The organism is Xanthomonas sacchari (genome assembly GCF_040529065.1).
Taxonomy (GTDB): Bacteria; Pseudomonadota; Gammaproteobacteria; order Xanthomonadales; family Xanthomonadaceae; genus Xanthomonas_A; species Xanthomonas_A sacchari.
The window spans coordinates 683,109-704,935 of sequence record NZ_CP132343.1 but is presented as its reverse complement, the minus strand read 5'-3'; the positions used below and the strand labels follow the sequence as shown (position 1 = coordinate 704,935).

The following is a 21,827-nucleotide window of genomic DNA, read 5'->3' as shown; positions in this document are numbered from 1 at the left end:
CCGATCGTGATGGATAAATCCCGATCCGGCGGAAGCACTCTCCCGGATGCGGGACAGTGCGCCAGCCAGGGGCCCGCAAACGCCGGGCGACGCCGTCGTGGCGCCGTGGCCTAGCGCTCGCCGGTCTTGAGCCCGCCGGCGGCCTCCCGCGCCGCGCGCGGCCACGGCCACACACGCCAGCCGAAATTGACCCCGGCCGCCGCCAGCAGGATCAGCATCGCCCCGAGCACCTGCGTCCACGCCAGCGATTGCCCGAAGGCGATGCGATCGACCGCGATCGCCACCACCGGGTAGATGAACGACAGCGCGCCGATCATCGCGGTGGGCAGTTTCTGGATGGCGCCGTACAGCAGCACGTACATCACCCCGGTGTTGACCACGCCGAGCACGACCAGATCCAGCCATTGGCCGGGACGGCTGGGCAAGGCGTCGAAGTGCACGAACGGCGCCAGCAACACGATGCCGATGCCCAGTTGCAGCAGCGCGAGCAGGTGCGGCGGCGTGCCTTTCAGGTGCTTGGTGACGAGCGACGACACCGCGTACAGAAACGCCGCGCCCAGCGCCAGGGCGACGCCCTGCAGGTACTCGCCCGGCACGGCGAGCACTGCCGGCGCGATACGCACCACGCCCACCAGCCCGACGAAGGCCACCGCCAGCCACGCCACGGTGGAGGCGCTGATGCGCTCGCGGAACACGAGCGCGCCGAGTCCGACCAGCATGAACGGCTGCGTGTTGTAGACGGCGGTGGCCATCGAGATCGAGGCGCGACCGTAAGAGGCGAACAGCAGCAGCCAGTTCCCCACGATCGCCACCCCGCCGAGCAGCACCAGCCCCAGCATCCGCGGCGAAAACGCCTTGCGCCGCAACAGGCCCAGTGCCGCGCAGACGATGAGCAACGTGGCGGCGCCGAACAGGCAGCGGAAGAACACCACGTTGAACGGCGACTGCCCCGACGACACCACCAGCCAACCGATCGTGCCGGACATGAGCATGGCCACGACCATCTCGGCCGCCCCCCGGCGAATTTCGTTGGAAGCCATCCCGGTTCCTTGCAATGCTGCGAATGGTCGTCATTGTAGGAACCACAACCGCTCGAAGACATGCATAAACTTAGGAAGGATGCAGCACTTCCCTTTTTAAAAAAGGTCATCATGCAAAATCGCCTTTCCGCCCCAATTGCTACCACGCTCGATGCGATCGACCGCGCCATCCTGGCCGCCCTGGCGCAGGACGCGCGCATGGCGACCAGCGAACTGGCCCGGCAGATCGGCCTGTCGGCGCCCGCCACCGCCGACCGCGTGCGCCGGCTGCAGCAGCAGGGCGTGATCGCCGGGTTCACGGTCGAACTCGACCCACGCCCGCTCGGCTACACCTTGCAGGCGATCGTGCGGGTCAAACCGTTGCCGGGGCAGTTGCACCTGGTGGAGGAACTGCTGCAGCGCATCCCGGAGTTCGTCGAGTGCGACAAGGTGACCGGCGAAGACTGCTTCATCTGCCGGCTGTACCTGCGCACCATCGCGCACCTGGACAGCATCCTGGCGAAAGTCACCGATCGCGCCGAAACCAATACCGCGATCGTGAAATCGACCCCGGTGCCGCGACGGCTGCCGCCGCTGGCCGAAGAGACCTAGTCCGGCGCGCTGGCCGGGCGCGAGCAACGACACGGCGAAAAATCTGGAACGGCGCGACGAACCCGCTTTTACGACTCCCCATTCCCGACTCCCCATTCCCGGCCGTCGATCAACTCTTGCGCCGCGCCTCCAGCAGATCCAGGTTGCGGATCAGCCGCCGCGCGATCTCGTCGGAGATCTTGCGCTGGCGGGTCAGCTTGAACAGTTCCTGGCGTTCGGCCTGCAGGCCGGCATGGCGCAGCTGGCGCAGCACCGCATCCAGCCGCCGCGCCTCCTCCGGATCGCTCTCCATCGCCTCGCCGTGGTCGAGATGGCGCTGGTACAGCGCGCTGACCCGGTTGGCCGCCTCGTTGTACAGGTCGGCGTGCTCGCTGTCCTGCACCAGGCGCTGGCGCAGCTTCTCCACCGCCGCCAGCGCCGCGCGCGAGGACTCGCGCCGGGCCAGGTCTTCTTCCAGGCGGTCGCTAGGCTCTTCCGGCAGCTCCAGCCCGCGTAGCAGCCGCGGCAGGCCGATACTGGCGACCAGCAGCGAGGTGACGATCACCGCGCTGGCCAGGAAGATCGCCAGGTCGCGTGCCGGGAACGCGGCGCCGCTGGGCAGGACCAGCGGCAGGGTCAGCACGCCGGCCAGAGTGATCGCACCGCGTACGCCGGCCAGCGAGGTCGCCACCACGATCCGCCACGGCGGGCTCTGCCGGTCCTCGCCACGGCGGCGCGCCTTGAGCAGGGTCCAGCGCAGCGACAGCCACACCCACAGGAAGCGCAGCAGCAGCAGGCCGACGTAGATCGCCAGCGCGTAGGCGGGCAGCCACCACGGGTCCAGGTGCCCGGCTTCGTCCATGTTGTGCATGGCGCCCTGCACGATGCCCGGCAACTGCTCGCCGAGCAGCACGAACATGATGCCGTTGAGGGTGAACTGCACCATGTCCCACACCGCCGAGCGCTGCACGCGCATGCTGCCCGGGGCGCGACCGCTCAGCTCCACGTAGCTCATGGCGATGCCGGCGGCGACCGCAGCGAGGATGCCCGAGGCGTTGATCGCCTCGGCCAGCAGGTAGGCGGCGAACGGCAGCAACAGGTTGACCAGGATCGCCGCGCCCGGCTCCTCGCCGACCTGGCGCCACACCCAGCGCTGCGCCAGGCTGGTGCCGACCACCACCGCGATGCCGGCGGCCACGCCGACCAGCGCCACCCACAGGAAGGTCAGCGAGGCGTCGGCCAGCGAGAACGTGCCGGTGATCGCCGCGGCCACCGCGAACTGGAAGCAGACCAGGCCGGAGGCGTCGTTGAGCAGCGACTCGCCTTCCAGGATGTGCATCAGCCGCTTGGGGATCGGTGCGCGCGCGGCGATCGAGGACACCGCGATCGGATCGGTCGGCGACACCACCGCGGCCAGCGCGAACGCCACCGCCAGCGGCATGGTCGGGATCATCCAGTGGATCAGGAAGCCGGCGCCGATGACGGTGAATACCACCAGGCCCAGCGCCAGTTCCAGGATCACGCCCTTGTCGCGGAACAGGCCCTGCTTGGGGATGCGCCAGCCGTCCAGGAACAGCAGCGGCGGCAGGAACAGCAGGAAGAACAGCTCCGGCTCCAGCGCATAGCCCTTCTTGAACACGCCGGCGATGATCGCGCCCAGGCCGATCTGCACCAGCGGCAATGGCAGCGAGAACGGCAGGACACGCACGAGGTAGCCACTGGCCACCACCGCCAGCAACATCGCCAAGACCACTTCGATCGAATGCATGCTCGTCCGGACGGCGGCGCCACGCCGGCGGCGCCGCCCATGAATGGGGGAGCCTGCAAGCAAAGCGCACCGCGGCGGCGATGTCCAGTGGGGCGGGCGGCGCGGTGTCCGGCCGTGCTGCCGGGTCGGCAGGCGGCGCCGCGGACACAATCGCACCGACGCGGGGCTTCACCCTGATCGAGCCACTGCCGCCCGTCTCAAGATGCCGGTCCGTCCAGGCTCCGACGGCGGCCATGCCGGTGCGGTCGCGCCGGTCCCGGCATGCGTGCCGCCGTCCCACCACGCCGCCCTCAGCGAGAGGCGGACACGTACTCCACGAAGATATGTCCGTTCACCCGCGCCACCGGGTCGTAGCCGGTGCACCAGTAGGAATAGCCCACGTGCGGCCGGTCCGGACCATTGCCCTGCGCACCTGCGGGCACGTCGTCCATGTCGACCATCAGCGTCCAGTGCCGCGCCCGCGCGCCCTGCCCCGTGGTGACCTCGTAGCGCCACTCCACCGGCGTGGAGGGACCTGTGTCGCCGACGGCGGTCCTGGTCACCGAAAACTGGCTGAGCGACAACGTCAGGCCGGTCGCCGCCGACAACCGTGCGATGGCGCGCCCCTTCGCCGTACCCTCCTTGTTGCGCATCCGTGCCGCACTCTGGGTCAGCGGCGGGGCGTCCTGCAGATCTTCATCGTGGGCCGATAGCTGATAATTGTTGCGACTGCCGCGCAGTGCGACCATCGTCCTTTCTCCTGGTTGGGCTGCACCGCGCCCATCGCGGTACAACCGCAGCATCGGCGGACGCTCACGCCACGGCCATCGGACCAGGACTGATTCCATGGGCGATGCATGCCTCTGCGTCGCCACGCGCGGACGACCGGGCGCCGCGGGACGCATCGTGACCCGACACGCCCCCGCGCGGGCGTCCAGGCGTGTCCCGAGGAGGCTACTATCCGGCGGCAGAGCCGGTGGCGGACACCGGCGCCTTTTCGCCGGAGACCGCATGCTCACCATCCAGGAACTCAACCGCTTCATCGACGAACACGCGGCCGAAGGCAGCATTCCGCGGATCTGGGAGCTGATCGGCGAGCACTTCGTGCAGGCCCAGGCCGGCCTGCCGGCCGAACACGCGATGGAGCGGCGCGAGCTGTCCTTCCACGACCACGTGCGGCTGCTGGGCTACCTGTGCCTGCTGCTGGAGGGCGTGCCGGGCGACCTGGTGGAGATCGGGGTGTGGAAGGGCAAGTCGCTGGTGCTGATGAACGAGGTGTCTGGCCGCCAGCGCCGGGTGATCGGCATGGATCCGTTCGCGCTGCCGAACCAGTTCGAGGAGTTCAACCACTATCGGCAGCAGTTGCTGCCCAATGCGCGGTTCATCCGCGGTTATTCCGAATTCTGCGCCGAGCATTTCTACGCCATGGAGCCGAAGGTGGCGTTGTTGCACATCGACGGTGGCCACACCGGGCGCAACGTGCTGCTGGATTTCCTGCTGTACGCGCCCAGCGTCGTCTCGGGGGGATTCGTGGTGTTCGACGACTACGGCGACTGGGAGTACTCGCCGGAGGTCGGCCCGGCAGTGGACCTGCTGCGCGCCGCCGGCTACTTCGGCGACTTCCATGTGCTCGGCTGCGCCCACGGCTTCGAGAACAGCTACGTGCTGCAGCGCCGCTGAGCCGATACGCCGCCTTGCGCTGACCGGCGCTGCCAGGCGACGGCGTCTACGGACGCGTCGATGACGCACCACAGGCGGTTGGGCACAGCGTGCACAGGCGCCGCTGCATCGCACGGCCTGTCGCCGCGTGTGTTTCAGCACACAGGGAGACCGGCTTGACCGCGCAAGACCCGAGCGGCGACAAGGCCGGCGCAGCGCGTTCATCATTATCTGGGCGGCGTGATGCAACCGCGCCGGCGCAGGGCGCGTAAAGGCAGGTGCACGGTCGACTGGCCGTGCATCCCTTTCCAGGAGCCAAGCCCATGAAACTCCACTTGCTGTCCCTGGCCCTCGCCGGCCTCGTCTCCCTGCCCGCCATGGCCGCCCCCAGCCAGGCCGCCATGCACGACCACGCCGCGATGAGCGAGGCCAAGCCGAATCCGATGGTCGGCGGCGCGCCGATGTACGCCACCAAGGACATCATCGACAACGCGGTCAACTCCAAGGATCACACCACACTGGTCGCCGCGGTCAAGGCCGCCGGCCTGGTGGACACGTTGAAGGGCGCCGGCCCGTTCACCGTGTTCGCACCGACCAATGCCGCCTTCGCCGCGCTGCCGGCCGGCACGGTGGACACGTTGCTCAAGCCGGAGAACAAGGAAAAGCTGACCCAGGTGCTGACCTACCACGTGGTCCCGGGCAAGCTCGACGCGGCGGCGTTGCTGGCGCAGATCAAGGCCGGCGGCGGCAGCGCCAAGCTCACCACCGTGCAGGGCGAAACGCTGATCGCCAAGGCCCGCGGCGGCAAGATCACCCTCACCGACAGCAAGGGCAATACCGCGCACGTCACCACCGCCGACGTGATGCAGAGCAATGGCGTGATCCATGTGGTGGACAAGGTTTTGATGCCGTAAGCACATCGGGGGTGCATTGGCATCGCGGGGACGGCTGCGGCCGTCCCCGTTTTGCACGTCCACGCATGCCACCGCGCGGTCCCGCCCCGATGGCGACAACCGCAGCACGCGCACGCGTGGTCAGTTGCCGGAATTTCCCGTGTGCAGCATCGGCACCTGCGCCGCCAACACGCGCAGGTCGCGCACGAAGCCTTGATAGGCTTCATCGCCCGCTTCGCCGCCACGCTGGCGCAGCACCCACGACGGATGCACGGTGGCCAGCGCGCGGGTGCCGTCGTCCAGCGCCTGCCACTGCCCGCGCTGGGCCATCAGCCTGAAGCCGCTTCCCAGCACCGCGCGCGCCGCGGTCGCGCCCAGGCACAGCACGATGCGCGGGCGCACCCGTGCCAGTTCGCCGGCCAGCCACATCCGGCAGGCCTCGACATGCGCGCGCTCGGGATTGCGGTGCAGCCGCGCCTTGCCGCGCTGCTCGAAACGGAAATGCTTGACCGCGTTGGTCACGTACATGCCTGCACGTTCGACCCCCAGTTCCTGCAGCGCGCGATCGAACAGGCGCCCGGCCGGGCCGACGAAGGGACGCCCGCTCAGGTCCTCCTCGTCGCCGGGCTGCTCGCCGACCACCATCACCGCGGCGTCCTGCGGGCCTTCGCCGAATACGGTCTGGGTGGCCGGCTGCCACAGCGGACAGCGGCGGCAGTCGCGCGCCGCCGCGCGCAACGCGTCCAGGCTGTCGTCGGCTGCCACCGCCGGCGTCGGTGCCGGCGCGGGAATGCGCCGGCGCACCGGTTCGGGCGCGCGCTCGGCCATCTCGCGCACGCGTAGCCCGGCGTCGCGGATCAGCGTGGGCAGCAGCTGCGCTTCCGGCAGATGCTTCCAGTATTTCTGCGGCATCTCCTGGCGCATCATCGTCGGATTGAGCCGCGCCGGGTTGAAGATGTTGGCGTAGTAGGTGCGCCACAGCGTGTCCTGCGCGTCGTCGGCCGGCGCATCGGCACGCTGCGCACCGGCGCCGAACTGCAGCGTCTCGCCGTCCCAGCGCACGCTGCGGTACGGGGTGAGGATCGCCCAGCGCATGCCGGCGAAGCGCCGCGCGAAGAACGGCGCCACCCGATCGACGATGTGGTGTTCCGGCTCGAACCAGGCGATGTAGGCCTCCTGCTCGCCCGGCACCTCGCGGAAGCGCACGAACGCCTTCATCTTGTGGCTGTCGCGGCGCACCGCCTGCGCCCACTGCTGGGCGCGGTGCACATCGGCATCGGTGACCCGCTGCAGCAGCGCGCGCTCGCCGTCGGCGATGCGCCACAGCAGGCGGTACAGCAGCGCGTGCCGCTGCGGAGCGCGATGGCACAGCACCGCACCGGCCAGCGCAAGGAACTCGGCCGACACCCGCGGCGGCGGCAGCTGCGCCGGCAACGTGGCGACATCGGTCCCGGCGAGCAGACCACCCTGCGCATCGCCGTCCCAGGCCAGCGTCTCCGGCGCCACCTGCGCACACCACGCCGCCCGCGCCACCGCCCGCCACGCCTCCAGGCTCCACGGCGGCAGCACCTCAGCCTGGAACACGGTCCGCTCCCTGCCTCGCACCAGCGCGTCGAACGCGACGGGCCGCACTCACCGCGTCAATCAAACAAGCCCCCCTGCCGCGGCGCCGGCGCCAGTTGCGCGCGCAGCCGCTGCGGATCGTCCAGTCGTTGCCGCGGATGATGGTCGAGCACACTGACGAACGGCAGCAGCTTCTTCAGCGGCACCCGCAACCGCGCCAGGTCCTCGACCCGCAGCCGCGCATGCCGCCGCGCCAGCAGCAGACGCTCGACGTTGCGCGTGCCCAGCCCCGGCACCCGCAGCAGCATCTCGCGCGCGGCGGTGTTGAGATCCACCGGGAACCGTTCGGGGTTGCGCAGCGCCCAGGCCAGCTTGGGGTCCACATCCAGATCGAGCATGCCGCTGGTGGTGGGCGGGGCGATCTCCTCCACCGAGAAATCGTAGAACCGCAGCAGCCAGTCGGCCTGGTACAGGCGGTGTTCGCGCTGCAGCGGCGGCGCCAGCAGCGGCAGCTTGGCCGAGGCGTCGGGAATCGGGCTGAACGCGGAGTAGTAGACCCGGCGCAGGCGGTAATTGCCGTAGAGATTGTGGCTGGTGTGCAGGATCGCGCGATCGTCCGCGCCGTCCGCTCCGACGATCATCTGCGTGCTCTGTCCGGCCGGGGCGAAACGCGGCGGCTTGGCACGCACGCGGGTTTCCGCCTTGCGCGCCTCCTTGCTTTCCTCGATGCGCCAGCGCAACTCGCCCATCGCCGCGCGGATGCCGCCGACGTTCTTCTCCGGCGCCAGTTGCGCCAGGCCGCGCTCGGTCGGCAACTCCACGTTGATGCTGAGCCGGTCGGCGTAGCGGCCGGCGGCGGCCAGCAGTTCCGGCGCCGCATCGGGAATGGTCTTGAGATGGATGTAGCCGGCGAAGCGGTGCTCCTCGCGCAGCAGCCGCGCCACTTCCACCAGTTGCTCCATGGTGTAGTCGCTGTTGCGGATGATGCCGCTGGAAAGAAACAGCCCTTCGATGTAGTTGCGCTTGTAGAAATCCAGGGTCAGCTTGACCACTTCGGCCGGGGTGAAGCGCGCGCGGCGCACGTTGCTGGACACGCGGTTGACGCAGTACGCGCAGTCGAACACGCAGAAGTTGGTCAGCAGGATCTTCAGCAGCGACACGCAACGCCCATCGGGCGTGTACGAATGGCAGATACCCATGCCCTCGGTGCTGCCGATCCCGCCGCTGCGCAGCGAATGGCGCTTGTCGGCGCCGCTGGAGGCGCAGGACGCGTCGTACTTGGCCGCGTCGGCGAGCACGGCGAGTTTCTCGAGGGTATTCACCGGCCGACGATGCCGGGTCCGCGTCTCAAACGGTGAGACGCGGATGCGCTGCGGCCTTCACCGCGATGAACCGCTCAGGCCGCCGCACGCGCGGCGGCGCCGTCGAAGCGGTAGATGTCCATCGCCAGCAGGCCGGCATCGATGCCGGCGTCGATGCGCTGCGCGCCCAGCCCATCCGCCCCGGCCGCGCCCATCGCCACATAGATCGGCAGCCAGTGCTCGTCGGTGGGATGCGCGCGCGCGGCGAACGGCGCCTGGCGGCGGTAGTCGAGCATCGCCGGCACGTCGTCGCGGCGCAACGCCTGCTCGGTCCACTCGATGAACGGACGCACGTAGGGCACCTCCTTGCCCTCGGCGTAGCGGCCCAAGTCGTGCAGGTTGTGGGTGATGCTGCCCGAGCCGATCACCAGCACGCCGTCCTCGCGCAGCGGCGCCAGCGCGCGGCCCAGCGCCAGGTGGTGCTCCGGCCCCAGTTCGGGCTGGATCGACAGCGGCACCACCGGGATATCGGCCTGCGGGTACAGCAGCGACAGCGGCACCCAGACGCCATGGTCCAGGCCGCGGCGCTCGTCCAGCACTGGTGCCAGCCCGGCCTGCGCCAGCAGCTCGGCCACCTGGTGGGCCAGCGCCGGCGCGCCCGGGGCCGGGTACTGCATCGCGTACAGCGCCTGCGGGAAGCCACCGAAATCGTGGATGGTCTGCGGCTGCGCGGCGGCGCCGACCAGCGGCCGCCGGCCCAGCCAGTGCGCCGAGGCCAGCACGATGGCGCGCGGCCGCGGTAGCGTCGCCGCCAGTTCGGCCAGCCGCGTGCCGACCAGGCCGGGCTGCAGCGCGGTCATCGGCGAACCGTGCGAGATGTACAGGGAAGGCAAACGCGCCATGGCAGGTCTCCACACAGTGGGGGATGGCACGGTGGCGGGCGCGGCCAGCGCCGGGCGTTCGTGCAGGTGACCAGGGTATTCCCGCCATCTGCGGGAATAAATTACCCTGCCGCCGACGATCCATTTCAGGAACCGAAACAATGGACACGCTGGAGGCGATGCGGGTCTTTGTCGCCGTGGTCGACCGCAACGGGTTCAACGCCGCCGCCGACGCGCTGGGCATCTCCACGGCCAGCGTCACCCGCCAGGTGGCGTGGCTGGAACAGCGCCTGGGCTCGCGCCTGCTCAATCGCACCACACGCCGGGTCAGCCCGAGCAGCGTCGGCGCCGCCTATTACCAGCGCTGCCAGTTGCTGCTGGCCGAGTTCGACGACATGGAGGCCGCGGTCGGCGAGCAGGCGCTGACGCCCTCCGGCACGCTGCGGATCAACGCGCCCTTCAGTTTCAGCGTCGCCCGGCTCGGGCCGCGCCTGGCCGGCTACAGCGCGCGCTACCCGCAGGTCGCCCTGGATCTGTCGCTGTCCGACCGCCTGGTGGATATCGTCGAGGAAGGTTACGACCTGGCGATCCGCATCACCCGGCAGGTGGCGCCGACCCTGATCGCACGCAAGCTCGGCGAAGTGCAGGCGTTCCTGTGCGCGGCGCCGGCCTACCTGGCCCGCGCCGGCACCCCGCAGTTGGCGGCCGACCTGGCCGGCCACCCGTTCCTCAGCTACAGCTACGTGCAGGACGACCTGACCCTGCACGGCCCCGACGGCGCGACCCAGGTACGGGTGGCCGGCACCCTGCGCGCCAATTGCGGCGACGTGCTGCGCGAGGCGGCCATCGCCGGCATGGGCATCACCGTGCAGCCGGACTTCATGGCCGAGGCGGCGCTGGAGGACGGCCGCCTGGTGCGGGTGCTGCCCGACCACGAGATCGGGCCGATCGGCGTGTACGCGGTGTACGCCAGCCGCAGCCACCTGGCGCCGAAGGTGCGCAGCTTCATCGACTACCTGGTCGAAGTGGGCATCGACCGCACGATGCGCTCCTCCCCGGCCGAGAGCTGAACCGCGGCGGGCGGTCGGACACAACATCCCGCCGATGGCGCTGATCGGGGCGGCCGGGCATGCGCACAATGCCCGCGCTTTTCCCCCTCACCTTCAGGAGTCCGCGCATGAGCAAGATCGCGATCGTCTACTTCAGCGGCTACGGCCACACCGTCAAGCAGGCCGAAGCCGTGCACGCCGGCGCCGCCAGCGTCGGCGAAGCCACGCTGTACCGCATCGACCAGGACGGCAACCTGCCCGACGGCGCCTGGGAGGCCATCGGCCAGGCCGACGCCATCGTCTACGGCAGCCCGACCTACATGGGCGGCCCGGCCTGGCAGTTCAAGAAGTTCGCCGACGCCAGCTCCAAGCCGTGGTTTGCGCAGGCCTGGAAGGACAAGATCGCCGCCGGCTTCACCAATTCGGCCTCGGTCAACGGCGACAAGTTCGCCACCATCGAATACTTCTGGACCCTGGCCCAGCAGCACGGCCAGATCTGGGTCGGCACCGGCCTGCTGCCGTCCAACACCAAGGCGCACGGCCCGAACGACGTGAACTGGACCGCCGGCTCCGGCGGCGCGCTGGCGATCTCGCCGTCCGACGCGTCCCCGGACGAGGCGCCGCGCAGCGGCGACCTGGAGACCGCGCGCCTGCTCGGCAAGCGCGTGGCCGAGTTCGCGGCCAAGCTCAAGGGCTGAGCCCTTCGGTGCCGCCCGCGCAGGGCGGCATCCTGCATCGCGACTGCCGCGATGCCTGCGGCGACGCGATGCCCCTTTGGCGCCCGGCCTTGCCGGTCGGGCGCTTTTCGACACCGCGACCGCGGCTGCGGCACCGCCGCCTGTTCCCTCTATTCCCACTTCACCCGCCTGCCCTCGGCCAGCGCCATCGCTACGCCATGCCACCGACTGCATGCGCCGCGCGCAGATGATCGATGAACACGCGCAGCTTCGGCGGCAGGTGATCGCGTGCCGGGTAGTAGATGTGCCAGCCGGCGAACGGCGCGTGCCAGTCGTCCAGTACCCGCTGCAGGCGCCCAGCGGCGACGTCGGCGGCCACCTGCCATTCGAACGCCTGGCCCAGGCCCAGCCCACGGCGCGCGGCGTCCAGGCCGACCGCGGTGTCGTTGACCACCAGCCGCCCTGTCACTTCGACCAGGAAATCGTGGCCGTCGCGGGTGAACTCCCAGGACTGCAGGCGGCCGTCGGTGCGCCGCCAGCGGATGCAGTCGTGTTCGGCCAGTTCTGCCGGCGTGTGCGGCGTCCCGTGCGCGGCGAAGTAGGCCGGCGCGGCCACCACCGTCTGCCGCTGCGCCGGGCCCACCGGCACCGCGATCATGTCGCGCGCCAGGCTCTCGCCCAGGCGGATGCCGGCGTCGAAGCCGCCGGCGACGATGTCGGCCAGGGTCCGGTCCGAATACAGCTCCACGCTGACTTCCGGATAGCGCGCCAGGAACGCCGGCAGGTGCGGGCACACCAGTTGCTCGGCGGCCACCAGCGGCAGGTTGATGCGCAGCGTGCCGGCTGGGCGGTCGCGCAGGAAATCCAGGTCGGCGAAGGCCGCGTCGATCTGCGCCAGGCCCGGCGCCACCCGCTGCAGGAAGCGCTCGCCGTGCTCGCTCAGGCCGACCCGGCGGGTGGTGCGGTTGAGCAGGCGCGCGCCCAGTTGCGCCTCCAGCGCGCGCAGCGTCTGCGACAGCGCCGAGGGCGAGACGCCCAGCTCCGCCGCGGCGCGGGTGAAGCTGCCATGGTGGGCAACGCGGACGAAGGCGACGACGGCGGACAGCGGCGAGGGACGGTGCATGGCGGGCGGGCAGCAAGGGAAGGACGGACGCGGCAGGCGCCGGTCATTGTGTAGCACAACTTCAAAGCCCATGCGGATTACCAGGATTTATCCAGGGCACCGCGGCGCCTACAGTGCCCCGCACCCTCACCTGGAGATCGCCGCGATGGCCCTCGACCATTACCGCCTGCTCGGCCGTTCCGGCCTTCGCGTCAGCCCGCTGTGCCTGGGCACCATGACCTTCGGCGCCGACTGGGGCTGGGGCGCGGACGAAGCCGAGGCGCGCCGCCTGTTCGACCTGTACGTCGATGCCGGCGGCAACTTCCTCGACACCGCCAACATCTACACCAACGGCAGCGCCGAGACGCTGCTCGGCCGCTTCGTCGCCGGCCGCCGCGACCGCCTGGTGATCGCCAGCAAGTTCGCGCTCAACCCCTTCCCCGGCGACCCCAACGGTGGCGGCAACCACCGCAAGGCGCTGCTGCGCTCGGTCGACGCCAGCCTGGCGCGGCTGGGCACCGATTATCTGGACCTGCTGTACCTGCATGCCTGGGACGGCACAACCGGCATCGACGAGGTCATGCGCGGCTTCGACGATCTGGTGCGTGCCGGCAAGATCCTCTACGCCGGCATCTCCGACACGCCCGCCTGGCAGGTGGCGCGCATGCAGACCCTGGCCGACCTGCGCGGCTGGACGCCGTTCGTCGCCCTGCAGATCGAGTACTCGCTGGCGCAGCGCACGGTCGAGCGCGAACTGGTGCCGATGGCCGAGGCGCTGGGCATGTCGGTGCTGGCCTGGTCGCCGCTGGCGATGGGCGTGCTGACCGGCAAGTACGGCGCCGCCGATCTGGCGCGGGTGCGTGCGGCCGCCTCGGGCGGCGCGCAGGTCGATGGCGTGGGCCGCGCCGAGGTCGCGCATTCGCAACGCACGTTCAACGAGCACGCGCTGGCGGTGGCCGAGGCGGTGGTGGCACTGGCCGCCGAGCTGCAGCGCTCGCCGGCGCAGGTGGCGCTGGCCTGGCTGCTGGCGCGCGGGGCGATGCCGATCGTCGGCGCACGCAGCGTGACGCAACTGCAGGACAACCTGGGCGCACTCACCCTGCACCTGGACGCCGAGGCGCTGCAGCGGCTGGACGCCGCCAGCGCGATCGAACTGGGCTTCCCGCACGACTTCCTGGCCTCGCCCAACCCGCAGGCGTTGCTGAGCGGCGGCACCCGCATCCAGCGGCGCTGATCTTGGCCACCGTCCCCTTCGCACACGAGCACCATTCCATGGCATCCACCGCGAACGCGTTGCCGAGTAACATGACCCTGGCCGAGGCCGAAGCGGCCGGCATCGCGCAGATCGCCGCGCTGATGGGTCCGCAGCAGGGCGCGGCGATCCGCGCCCTGGCCGACGACGCGGACACCGCGCTGAGCGGCCGCGGCGCCGCCATCGCCTTCGCCGAGATCTACCGCGCCGACAGCGCGCTGGACCTGCGGACCCGCGAACTGGTCACGGTGGCGGTGCTGGCCAGCCTCGGCCACGCGGAACCGCAATTGCGCCTGCACCTGCGCGCCGCGCAGGCGGCAGGCGCCAGCCGTGCGGAGATCTTCGCCGTGCTCGACCAGTTGTACGCCTACGTCGGCTTCCCCACCGCGCTCAACGCCCTGTCCGTCGCCCGCGGCACGCTGGGCCCGTCCTCACCCTGAGCGAACCGCCCGGCGGCCACGCTTTCCCTCCCCTCCCCCTCAGGAGCATCCTCCATGCAAACCCGCACCCTCGGCCGCAACGGCCCCCGCGTCTCCGCCCTCGGCCTCGGCTGCATGGGCATGAGCGCGTTCTACGGCGGCCGCAGCGACGACGCCGCCTCGATCGCGGTCATCCATGCGGCGATCGAGCACGGCGTCAGCCTCATCGACACCGCCGACATGTACGGCCCGCACACCAACGAAGTGCTGGTCGGCAAGGCGCTGGCCGGGCGCCGCGACCAGGTCGTGCTGGCGACCAAGTTCGGCATCAAGCTCGATCCCAACGACCCGGCCGCGCGCGGTATCGACGGCCGCCCGGAGTACGTGCAGTCCGCCTGCGAGGCCAGCCTGCGCCGGCTCGGCGTGGACCATATCGACCTGTACTACCAGCACCGGGTGGATCCGAACGTGCCGATCGAGGACACGGTCGGGGCGATGGCGCGGCTGGTGGAACAGGGCAAGGTGCGCTTCCTGGGCCTGTCCGAAGCCGCTGCCGCCACCATCCGCCGCGCGCACGCGGTGCATCCGATCACCGCGCTGCAAAGCGAGTACTCGCTGTGGTCGCGCGACCCGGAACACGACGGCGTGCTGGAGACGGTGCGCGAGCTGGGCATCGGCTTCGTGCCGTACTCGCCGCTGGGCCGCGGCTTCCTGACCGGGGCGATCCGTTCGCCGGAGGACTTCGAGGCCGACGACTACCGCCGCCATTCGCCGCGCTTCCAGGGCGAGAACTTCGCCCGCAACCTGCAACTGGTGGAGCGCGTGCGCGAACTGGCGCAAGCCAAGGGCGTGACCCCGGGGCAACTGGCGCTGGCCTGGGTGCTGGCGCAGGGCGAGGACCTGGTGCCGATCCCGGGTACCAAGCGCCTGGCCTACCTGGAAGAGAACCTGGGCGCGCTGCAGGTGAAGCTGAGCGCCGAGGAGCTGGCGCAGATCGAGGCGATCTTCCCCGCCGATGCCGCCGCCGGCCATCGCTACCCCGCCGCCTCGCGCGGCGCGCTGCAGGGCTGAACCGCGCCCCCGGCCGCGGCGCGGGTCGATTGCCCGCGCCGCGCCGGCCCCGCATGATGCGGGGGTGATCTCCTTCATCGTCCCCGCGCACGACGAAGCCGCCCTGATTGGCGACACGCTGGCGTCGCTGCATGTCGCCGCGCAGGCGCTGCGGCTGGATTGCGAGACCCTGGTGGTGGCCGATGCCTGCAGCGACGCCACCGCCGAGATCGCGCGCCGCCACGGCGCGCAGGTGTTGGAGGTGGAGTTGCGGCACATCGCCGCCGTGCGCAATGCCGGCGCCGCCGCCAGCCGTGGCCGCCACCTGCTGTTCGTCGATGCCGACACCCGGGTCAACACGCCGCTGCTGGCCGCCGCGCTGCGCGCGCTGGGCACCGGCGCGGTCGGCGGCGGCGCGCAGGTGCGCCTGCTCGGCGACATCGCCTGGTACGAGCGCCTGGCGCAGACGCTGTTCGGCTGGCTGTTCCGCTGCACCGGCATCGCGCCCGGCTGCTTCCTGTTTTGCACGCGCAGCGCCTTCGTCGCCGCCGGCGGCTTCGACGAGCGCTACTACGCCGGCGAGGACGTGGCGCTGAGCCGCGCGCTGGCGCGGCAGGGACGCTTCGTGATCCTGCGCGAGCCGGTGCACACCTCCGACCGCAAGCTGCGCAGCTTCAGCAAGCGCGAGCACCTGGGGCTGCTGCTGCAGTTGCTGCGTCGCGGCCGCGGCATGCTGCGCTCGCGCGACGCGCTCGGCTTCTGGTACGGGCAGCGCCGCGGACGCTAGGGCGCTCCGCCCTTTTCCGCACAGCAGGTTGCGTCGGGTCGGCAAAGCGGTTGCGCCCGACGCGGGCGGCTCCCTAATCTCTGCAAATGCGCGAGAACAGCACCCTGGACATCAGGAACGCGGGGATGGCGGACCGGCAGGCGATCGTGACGCTGATGGCGGCGCTGGACTATGCCGGAACCGAAGATTTCATCGAGGCCCGCCTGGCGCACCTCCTGGCGCATCCGGACGCGGCCTTGCTGGTGGCCGCCGCAGGGGACGACGTCCTGGGTGTGTTGTCGCTGCACTTTCTGCCGCAGTTGGCATTGGCCGGCGACATCTGCCGCATCAGCTATTTCTGCGTCGACGATCGCGCGCGCGGCGCCGGGGTGGGACAGCGTTTGCTGGCAGAGGGCGAGGCGCTGGCGCGGCGGCGCGGCTGCGACCGCCTGGAGGTGCACTGCCACAGCCGACGGGAACGCGCGCACGCCTTCTATCGGCGGGAAGGCTTTGTCGAAGCGCCCAAGTATTTCGCCAAGTCGCTGCGCGATTGAGGATTGTCTGGGGTCGCCAGCCGCAGACCGCGGCGCGGTCTTCGCAAGGGCGGTTGCCGGCGCCGAGGCGCTGGCAGTACGCTGCGCGCCCCTTGTGCGAGCTTTACGGATGAGCGTCCACACCAGCAGGCCCATCGCGCTGCGCATCCTCGGCACGGGCGAGTATCTGCCCACGCAGCAGGTGCAGGCGGAGGCCTTCGACCGGCGCTGGGGCAAGCCCGCCGGCTGGACCCTGCGGCATACCGGGGTCGCCACGCGCCACTATGCGGGCGCCGACGAGCCGGCCACCTTCATGGGCGAACGCGCCGCGCGCGCGGCGCTGGACGCGGCGCAACTGCAGCCGCACGAGATCGACTGCGTGATCAGCGCCTGCAGTCTGATGGAACAGGCGATCCCGTGCAGCGCAGCGCTGCTGCACGCGCGGCTGGGCCTGCAGGGCAGCGGCATCCCGGCCTTCGACATCAACGCCACCTGCCTGAGCTTCATCGCCGCACTCGACCTGGCCGCTTGCGCGATCGCCGCCGGCCGCCATCGCCGCGTGCTGATCGTCGCCAGCGAGATCGCCAGCGTCGGCCTCAACCCGGACGATGCGGACACCGCGCCGCTGTTCGGCGACGGTGCCGCCGCGGTGGTGCTCGGCGCCGACGACGGCAGCAACGATTCGCAGTTGCTGACCGCACGCCTGGAAACCTATTCCGAAGGCATCGACCACTGCCGCGTGCGCGCTGGCGGTACCCGGCTGCGCCTGGATCACGGCGTCGACGCGCTGCGCGCCGGCTCGCAGTTCGAAATGAACGGACGCGCCACCTACCGGCTGGCCGCGGCGAAGCTGCCCGGCTTCCTGCAGCGGCTGCTGGCGCAGGCCGGGGTCGAGCTGGCGCAGTTGCGGCGGATCGTGCCGCACCAGGCCAGCGCCAAGGCGCTGCGCCATCTGCGCGTGGCGCTGGGGCTTGCGCCGGATGCGCTGATCGAGGTGATCGGCCACCGCGGCAACCAGATGGCCGCGTCGATTCCCGGCGCCTTGCACCAGGCGATCGCCAGCGGCCGCATCGTGCGCGGCGACCTGATCGGCCTGGTCGGCTCCGGCGCCGGGCTGGCGTTCGGCGGCGCTGTGTTGCGCTACTGACATGGCCCGCGTCCTGGTCACCGGCGCGTCCGGGTTCATCGGCGCCTATATCGTGCGCGCCCTGGCCGAGGCCGGCGTGCCGGTGCGTGCCAGCGGACGCGACGCCGCCAAGCTGGGGGCCTTTGCCGGCGATTCGCGCATCGAGGTCTCGCCCGCCGAACTGTGCCACGACGACCTGGCGCCGTTGCTGCGCGACTGCGATGCGGTGATTCACTGCGCCGCGCTGTCGGCGCCGTGGGCCAGCGCCGAGACCTTCCGCCTGGCCAACGTGGTCGCCACCGAGCGTTTGCTCGCCGCCGCGCTGGCCGCACGCGTGCGCCGCTTCGTGCATTTCAGTTCGCCGAGCATCTACTTTCGTTTCGCCGACCAATACCAGGTGCGTGAGGAGTTCACCCCGCCGGCACGCTGGATCGGCGGCTACCCGCAGACCAAGTGGGAAGCCGAGGAGAAGGTGCGCGCCGCCGCAGCGGCCGGACTGCCGGCGGTGGTGCTGCGTCCGCGCGCGGTGTTCGGCCAGGGCGACAACGCGATCGTGCCGCGCTTGCTGGCGGTGGCGCAGCGCGGCTGGTTCCCGCTGGTCCACGGCGGCCGCGCGATGATCGACGTGTGCTGCGTGGAGAATGCGGTGGCTGCGGCGCTGGCCGCACTGCGCGCCGAACACATCGGCGACGGCCGCGCCTACAACATCAGCAACGGCGTGCCGATCGCCGTGCGCGACCTGCTGACCGAACTTTTCGCGGTGCTGCGCCTGCGCGTGCGGCTGCTGCCGGTGCCGCGCGGGCCGGCGCTGGCGCTGGCCACGCTCGGCGAGCAGATCGCGCTGCGCCGACGCGGTCAGCCGGAGCCGCGGCTCAGCCGCTACGGCATCGGCGTGCTCGGCTATTCGCAGACGCTGGACATCGGCCGCGCGCGCCGCGAGCTCGGCTACGCGCCGGTGCTGTCGACCGAGGCCGGGCTGGCCGCGCTGGGGCGGCCATGAGCGCGCCCAGGCTGCAGTGGCGGCTGTACGAAGCCGGCCACTGCACGCATCCGGAGCGCGCCACGCGCCGCGGCGCGCCGCTGGCGCCGTGTCCGTTTCCGGCGCTGGCGGCATTGCTGCAGCATCCGCAGCATGGCGACCTGCTGTTCGACACTGGCTATTCGCCGCACTTCTTCGACGCCACCGCGCGCTTTCCCGAGCGCCTGTATCGCTGGCTGACCCCGGTGCAGTTGGCACCCGGGCAATCGCTGCGCGAACAACTCGTCCGCGACGGCGTGGATGCGGACCGCATCGGCTGGATCGTGCTGTCGCATTTCCATGGCGACCACGTCGGCGGCGTCGCCGATTTCCCGCACGCGCGCCTGTCCTGCGCACAGCAGGCCTGGGACGATCTGCAGCGCCGCGGCCGGCTGGCCGCGCTGCGCGAAGGCTTCCTGCCGGCACTGCTGCACGGCGCACGTCCGCGCATGCACTGGATCGAGGCACTGCCCGCGGCATCGGTGCCCACGGAACTGCGCGACTTCGGCACCCCACGCGACCTGTTCGGCGACGCCAGCGTGCTGCTGGTGCCGCTGCCCGGACATGCGCCCGGCCATTACGGGCTGTGGTTCGAGGACGCGCACGGCCCGGTGTTCCTGATCGCCGATGCGGCCTGGTCCAGCGCCGCGCTCGCCGACGGCACGCCACCGCCGGCGCTGGTCACCCATCTGCTCGGCGAGCATCGCGTGTACCGCGACACGCTGGCGCGGCTGCATGCGCTGCGCCAGGCCGCGCCGCAGGTGCGCCTGGTGCCCTCGCACTGCCGGCAATGGCGGCCGAGATCGGCGGAGCACACGCATGGCTGACGCACCCGGCGTGCTGATCACTGGCGCGCGCGCGCCGGTCGCCCTGGATCTGGCGCGCCGTTTCGCCGCGCAGGGATGGCGGGTGCACCTGGCCGACAGCGTCGCCAGCCGCATCTCCGGCTGGTCGCGCGCGGTGGCCGGGCATCACCGCATCGCACCGGCACGCGATGCGCCACGCGCGTGGCTGGCCGATCTCAACGCCCTGCTCGCGCGCCAGCGCATCGACGTGCTGGTGCCGACCTGCGAGGAAGTGTTCTACCTGGCCCGCTATCGCAGTGCGCTGCCGGCGCAGTTGCAGCTGCCGTTGCACGACTTCGACACGTTGCGCACGCTGCACAGCAAGTACCACTTCATGGAACTGGCGCGCGGGCTCGGCAGCGATGTGGAGGTGCCCGCCAGCGTGCGCGTGCGTAGCCTGGCGCAGGCACGCGAATGGGCCGGTTCCCAACCGCTGGTACTCAAACCGGAGTTCTCGCGCTTCGGCGTGCACGTGCGGCTGTACCCGCAAGGCGTGCCCGCCGATGCCGCACCGCTGCCGGCGCAGGGCGACTGGGTCGCGCAGCGCTACTGTGCGGGCGAGGAACGTTGCTCGTATGCGCTGGCGCGCGACGGCATGTTGCTGGCGCATGCGGTGTACCGCCCGCGCTATCGGCTGCGGCGCAGTTCCAGCTATTACTTCGACACGGCCCCGGATCCGCAGATCGAGCGCTTCACCGCGCAATTGGTGCGGGCGTTGCACTTCACCGGGCAGATCTCCTTCGACTGGATGGTGTCCTCGGAAGGGCGCTGCAGCGTGATCGAATGCAATCCGCGTGCGACCAGCGGCCTGCATCTGTTCGCCGCGGCCGATCCGCTGGTGGCCTTGCTGTGCGGCGACGCGGGCGCGGCGCCGGCGCCGTTGCGCCCGGCCGACGACCGCGCAGCGATGCTGGGCATGCTGATGCTCGGCGCGGCCTTGCCGGCGGCGCTGGGCCAGGGCCGGCTGCGACAGTGGCGCCACGACTACGCACGCGCCGAGGACGTGCTGGCGCCGCGCGGCGACCGCTGGCCGCTGGTCGGCACGCTGTGCGACCTGGGCAGCCACGCGCGCCTGGCGCTGGCACAACGCTGCAGCGTGCGCGAAGCCGCCACCCGCGATACCGAGTGGGACGGCGAGGCACTGCCGCCGCCATGAGCCATGGCGACGTCGCCGCCGCAGCCGCCGACTACGCCGCGCAGCTGCAACGCTTCGCCGCGCTGCACGCCGGCGGTGACGCGCAGCAGTTGGCCGACAACGCACATGCCCGCATCGAGGTATTGCAGGCGGGCGACCTGGCGCTGCCGGTGACGGTCGGCGAACGCCACCGCGGCAACGCCTGGGTGTGCTCGCCGCGTACCACCTACGCCGACTACGCCGCCGAGGAAGCCGCACGGCTGCTGCCGGGCGCACTGGCCGCGCCGGTGCGCGGGCTGTGCGGCGGCATCGGCGCCTGGCTGGACTGGGCACGGATCGACCGCGCAGTCACCCTCAACAATTGGCTGCTGTCCACCAACCTGTACCCGCCGTTGCCGCCGACCGGGCTGCGCACCCTGCTGGACGCCGCACGCACGCGCTGGCCCGACCACGCGCTGTGGTTCCGCTCGCTCAACGCGGTGGACACGCCGCAGTGGCTGCACGCGCTGCAGGCCGAGGGCTTCACCCTGATCGGCAGCCGCCAGGTCTATCTGTACGAGGACTGGCCGCAGTTGCTGCGCCATCGCGACCTGGCCCGCGACCTCAAGCTGGTCGACCGGCGCGACCTGCAGCGCTGCGGCAACGACGCCATCGGCGAGGCCGACTACCCGCGCATCGCCGCGCTGTATGCGCAGCTGTATCTGGAAAAATATTCGCGCTGCAATCCGGCCTACCACGCCGGCTTCCTGCGCGCCTGGCACCGCGCCGGGCTGCTGCGCTTCGACGGCTTCCGCGATGGCGACGGACAGCTGGTGTGCATCACCGGGCTGTTCGGCATCGGCGGCACCGTCACCGCACCGATCGTCGGCTACGACCTGCAGCTGCCGCAGCGGCTGGCGCTGTACCGCACCCTCACCGCCTGCGGCATCGACCATGCGCGCCGGTACGGCCAGCGCCTCAACCAGAGCGCCGGCGCAGCCAGCTTCAAGCGCCAGCGCGGCGGCGTGCCGGTCATCGAGTACAGCGCGGTCGATGCGCGGCATCTACCGTTGCGACGGCGCCAGCCGATCGCCGCGCTCGGCACGCTGACCCGGCGCATCGGCGTGCCGCTGATGCGCCGCTATCGGCTGTGACTGGGGTCCGCACCCCGCGTTTTGCACTCCGTAACCGTTTTCAGCACGAACTCGGCGTGCCTTGCCGA

22 protein-coding genes are annotated in these 21,827 nt (G+C 71.0%); 15 read left to right on the top strand and 7 right to left on the bottom strand.

Annotated elements, in window-relative coordinates; all coding sequences use genetic code 11:
• Window positions 1–110 precede the first annotated feature (110 nt).
• On the bottom strand, window positions 111–1,040 hold the full coding sequence (locus RAB71_RS03030) for a DMT family transporter (protein WP_029562185.1): 930 nt from the start codon (window positions 1,038–1,040) through the stop codon (window positions 111–113).
• Between the two features lie 111 nt (window positions 1,041–1,151).
• On the opposite strand from RAB71_RS03030, the gene RAB71_RS03025 reads away from it, so the two are divergent.
• The gene (locus tag RAB71_RS03025) at window positions 1,152–1,631 is read left to right on the top strand and encodes an Lrp/AsnC family transcriptional regulator (protein WP_010343639.1); all 480 of its coding nucleotides are present in this window, start codon (window positions 1,152–1,154) and stop codon (window positions 1,629–1,631) included.
• A 109-nt stretch (window positions 1,632–1,740) separates the two neighbouring features.
• On the opposite strand, the gene RAB71_RS03020 is transcribed toward RAB71_RS03025, so the two are convergent.
• The gene (locus RAB71_RS03020) at window positions 1,741–3,378 is read right to left on the bottom strand and encodes a Na+/H+ antiporter (RefSeq protein WP_010343640.1); all 1,638 of its coding nucleotides are present in this window, start codon (window positions 3,376–3,378) and stop codon (window positions 1,741–1,743) included.
• A gap of 290 nt (window positions 3,379–3,668) precedes the next feature.
• Entirely contained in the window at window positions 3,669–4,106 is a 438-nt protein-coding gene (locus tag RAB71_RS03015; RefSeq protein WP_010343641.1) for a hypothetical protein, read from the bottom strand.
• Between the two features lie 262 nt (window positions 4,107–4,368).
• Between RAB71_RS03015 and RAB71_RS03010 the strand changes: the two genes are divergently transcribed.
• Window positions 4,369–5,037, top strand: coding sequence for a class I SAM-dependent methyltransferase (locus RAB71_RS03010; protein WP_010343643.1), 669 nt, complete (start codon window positions 4,369–4,371; stop codon window positions 5,035–5,037).
• A 302-nt stretch (window positions 5,038–5,339) separates the two neighbouring features.
• A complete protein-coding gene (locus RAB71_RS03005; RefSeq protein WP_010343644.1) occupies window positions 5,340–5,930 on the top strand; it encodes a fasciclin domain-containing protein in 591 nt (196 codons plus the stop codon).
• Window positions 5,931–6,050: 120 nt separating this feature from the next.
• Here the strand turns inward: RAB71_RS03005 and RAB71_RS03000 are convergent, their stop codons facing one another.
• From RAB71_RS03000 to RAB71_RS02990, 3 genes are all read right to left on the bottom strand, one after another.
• Window positions 6,051–7,493, bottom strand: a complete 1,443-nt coding sequence (locus RAB71_RS03000) for a UdgX family uracil-DNA binding protein (protein WP_010343645.1) — start codon at window positions 7,491–7,493, stop codon at window positions 6,051–6,053.
• A gap of 56 nt (window positions 7,494–7,549) precedes the next feature.
• On the bottom strand, window positions 7,550–8,794 hold the full coding sequence (locus tag RAB71_RS02995; protein WP_010343646.1) for a putative DNA modification/repair radical SAM protein: 1,245 nt from the start codon (window positions 8,792–8,794) through the stop codon (window positions 7,550–7,552).
• Between the two features lie 74 nt (window positions 8,795–8,868).
• Window positions 8,869–9,675 carry a class III extradiol ring-cleavage dioxygenase gene (locus tag RAB71_RS02990; protein WP_010343647.1) on the bottom strand — a complete coding sequence of 269 codons (807 nt, stop codon included), beginning with the start codon at window positions 9,673–9,675 and terminating at the stop codon, window positions 8,869–8,871.
• Between the two features lie 140 nt (window positions 9,676–9,815).
• Here RAB71_RS02990 and RAB71_RS02985 point away from each other — a divergent pair, with 140 nt between their 5' ends.
• Window positions 9,816–10,724 (top strand): LysR family transcriptional regulator, encoded by a 909-nt coding sequence (locus RAB71_RS02985; RefSeq protein ID WP_010343648.1) that lies wholly within the window; start codon window positions 9,816–9,818, stop codon window positions 10,722–10,724.
• A 107-nt stretch (window positions 10,725–10,831) separates the two neighbouring features.
• Complete coding sequence (locus RAB71_RS02980; RefSeq protein WP_010343649.1) at window positions 10,832–11,401, top strand: flavodoxin family protein; 570 nt, start codon at window positions 10,832–10,834, stop codon at window positions 11,399–11,401.
• Window positions 11,402–11,591: 190 nt separating this feature from the next.
• Here the strand turns inward: RAB71_RS02980 and RAB71_RS02975 are convergent, their stop codons facing one another.
• A complete protein-coding gene (locus RAB71_RS02975; protein WP_010343650.1) occupies window positions 11,592–12,503 on the bottom strand; it encodes a LysR family transcriptional regulator in 912 nt (303 codons plus the stop codon).
• A gap of 145 nt (window positions 12,504–12,648) precedes the next feature.
• Here RAB71_RS02975 and RAB71_RS02970 point away from each other — a divergent pair, with 145 nt between their 5' ends.
• The 10 genes from RAB71_RS02970 to RAB71_RS02925 all read left to right on the top strand — a co-directional run bounded on the left by RAB71_RS02970 (window position 12,649) and on the right by RAB71_RS02925 (window position 21,759).
• Complete coding sequence (locus RAB71_RS02970; RefSeq protein ID WP_010343651.1) at window positions 12,649–13,716, top strand: aldo/keto reductase; 1,068 nt, start codon at window positions 12,649–12,651, stop codon at window positions 13,714–13,716.
• A gap of 38 nt (window positions 13,717–13,754) precedes the next feature.
• The gene (locus RAB71_RS02965) at window positions 13,755–14,174 is read left to right on the top strand and encodes a carboxymuconolactone decarboxylase family protein (RefSeq protein ID WP_050946592.1); all 420 of its coding nucleotides are present in this window, start codon (window positions 13,755–13,757) and stop codon (window positions 14,172–14,174) included.
• A gap of 54 nt (window positions 14,175–14,228) precedes the next feature.
• A complete protein-coding gene (locus RAB71_RS02960) occupies window positions 14,229–15,224 on the top strand; it encodes an aldo/keto reductase (RefSeq protein ID WP_041500567.1) in 996 nt (331 codons plus the stop codon).
• A gap of 64 nt (window positions 15,225–15,288) precedes the next feature.
• Complete coding sequence (locus RAB71_RS02955) at window positions 15,289–15,990, top strand: glycosyltransferase (RefSeq protein ID WP_029562187.1); 702 nt, start codon at window positions 15,289–15,291, stop codon at window positions 15,988–15,990.
• Window positions 15,991–16,076: 86 nt separating this feature from the next.
• Complete coding sequence (locus tag RAB71_RS02950; RefSeq protein ID WP_199774648.1) at window positions 16,077–16,523, top strand: GNAT family N-acetyltransferase; 447 nt, start codon at window positions 16,077–16,079, stop codon at window positions 16,521–16,523.
• A gap of 109 nt (window positions 16,524–16,632) precedes the next feature.
• Window positions 16,633–17,649, top strand: coding sequence for a 3-oxoacyl-[acyl-carrier-protein] synthase III C-terminal domain-containing protein (locus RAB71_RS02945; protein WP_010343656.1), 1,017 nt, complete (start codon window positions 16,633–16,635; stop codon window positions 17,647–17,649).
• Between the two features lies 1 nt (window position 17,650).
• Complete coding sequence (locus RAB71_RS02940; protein WP_010343657.1) at window positions 17,651–18,628, top strand: NAD(P)-dependent oxidoreductase; 978 nt, start codon at window positions 17,651–17,653, stop codon at window positions 18,626–18,628.
• Entirely contained in the window at window positions 18,625–19,473 is an 849-nt protein-coding gene (locus RAB71_RS02935) for an MBL fold metallo-hydrolase (protein ID WP_010343658.1), read from the top strand. The genes RAB71_RS02940 and RAB71_RS02935 overlap by 4 nt, the downstream gene beginning before the upstream one ends.
• Entirely contained in the window at window positions 19,466–20,647 is a 1,182-nt protein-coding gene (locus tag RAB71_RS02930) for a hypothetical protein (protein WP_010343659.1), read from the top strand. Before RAB71_RS02935 ends, RAB71_RS02930 begins: the two co-directional genes overlap by 8 nt.
• Entirely contained in the window at window positions 20,644–21,759 is a 1,116-nt protein-coding gene (locus tag RAB71_RS02925) for a hypothetical protein (RefSeq protein ID WP_010343660.1), read from the top strand. Before RAB71_RS02930 ends, RAB71_RS02925 begins: the two co-directional genes overlap by 4 nt.
• Window positions 21,760–21,827: the final 68 nt, after the last annotated feature.

Bases quoted from the DNA above. Each gene is read 5' to 3' on its own strand.
- RAB71_RS03030 (WP_029562185.1), bottom strand. From the start codon at position 1,040: ATGGCTTCCAACGAAATTCGCCGGGGGGCGGCCGAGATGGTCGTGGCC.
- RAB71_RS03025 (WP_010343639.1), top strand. From the start codon at position 1,152: ATGCAAAATCGCCTTTCCGCCCCAATTGCTACCACGCTCGATGCGATC.
- RAB71_RS03020 (WP_010343640.1), bottom strand. From the start codon at position 3,378: ATGCATTCGATCGAAGTGGTCTTGGCGATGTTGCTGGCGGTGGTGGCC.
- RAB71_RS03015 (WP_010343641.1), bottom strand. From the start codon at position 4,106: ATGGTCGCACTGCGCGGCAGTCGCAACAATTATCAGCTATCGGCCCAC.
- RAB71_RS03010 (WP_010343643.1), top strand. From the start codon at position 4,369: ATGCTCACCATCCAGGAACTCAACCGCTTCATCGACGAACACGCGGCC.
- RAB71_RS03005 (WP_010343644.1), top strand. From the start codon at position 5,340: ATGAAACTCCACTTGCTGTCCCTGGCCCTCGCCGGCCTCGTCTCCCTG.
- RAB71_RS02990 (WP_010343647.1), bottom strand. From the start codon at position 9,675: ATGGCGCGTTTGCCTTCCCTGTACATCTCGCACGGTTCGCCGATGACC.
- RAB71_RS02985 (WP_010343648.1), top strand. From the start codon at position 9,816: ATGGACACGCTGGAGGCGATGCGGGTCTTTGTCGCCGTGGTCGACCGC.
- RAB71_RS02980 (WP_010343649.1), top strand. From the start codon at position 10,832: ATGAGCAAGATCGCGATCGTCTACTTCAGCGGCTACGGCCACACCGTC.
- RAB71_RS02975 (WP_010343650.1), bottom strand. From the start codon at position 12,503: ATGCACCGTCCCTCGCCGCTGTCCGCCGTCGTCGCCTTCGTCCGCGTT.
- RAB71_RS02970 (WP_010343651.1), top strand. From the start codon at position 12,649: ATGGCCCTCGACCATTACCGCCTGCTCGGCCGTTCCGGCCTTCGCGTC.
- RAB71_RS02965 (WP_050946592.1), top strand. From the start codon at position 13,755: ATGGCATCCACCGCGAACGCGTTGCCGAGTAACATGACCCTGGCCGAG.
- RAB71_RS02960 (WP_041500567.1), top strand. From the start codon at position 14,229: ATGCAAACCCGCACCCTCGGCCGCAACGGCCCCCGCGTCTCCGCCCTC.
- RAB71_RS02950 (WP_199774648.1), top strand. From the start codon at position 16,077: ATGCGCGAGAACAGCACCCTGGACATCAGGAACGCGGGGATGGCGGAC.
- RAB71_RS02945 (WP_010343656.1), top strand. From the start codon at position 16,633: ATGAGCGTCCACACCAGCAGGCCCATCGCGCTGCGCATCCTCGGCACG.
- RAB71_RS02940 (WP_010343657.1), top strand. From the start codon at position 17,651: ATGGCCCGCGTCCTGGTCACCGGCGCGTCCGGGTTCATCGGCGCCTAT.
- RAB71_RS02935 (WP_010343658.1), top strand. From the start codon at position 18,625: ATGAGCGCGCCCAGGCTGCAGTGGCGGCTGTACGAAGCCGGCCACTGC.
- RAB71_RS02930 (WP_010343659.1), top strand. From the start codon at position 19,466: ATGGCTGACGCACCCGGCGTGCTGATCACTGGCGCGCGCGCGCCGGTC.
- RAB71_RS02925 (WP_010343660.1), top strand. From the start codon at position 20,644: ATGAGCCATGGCGACGTCGCCGCCGCAGCCGCCGACTACGCCGCGCAG.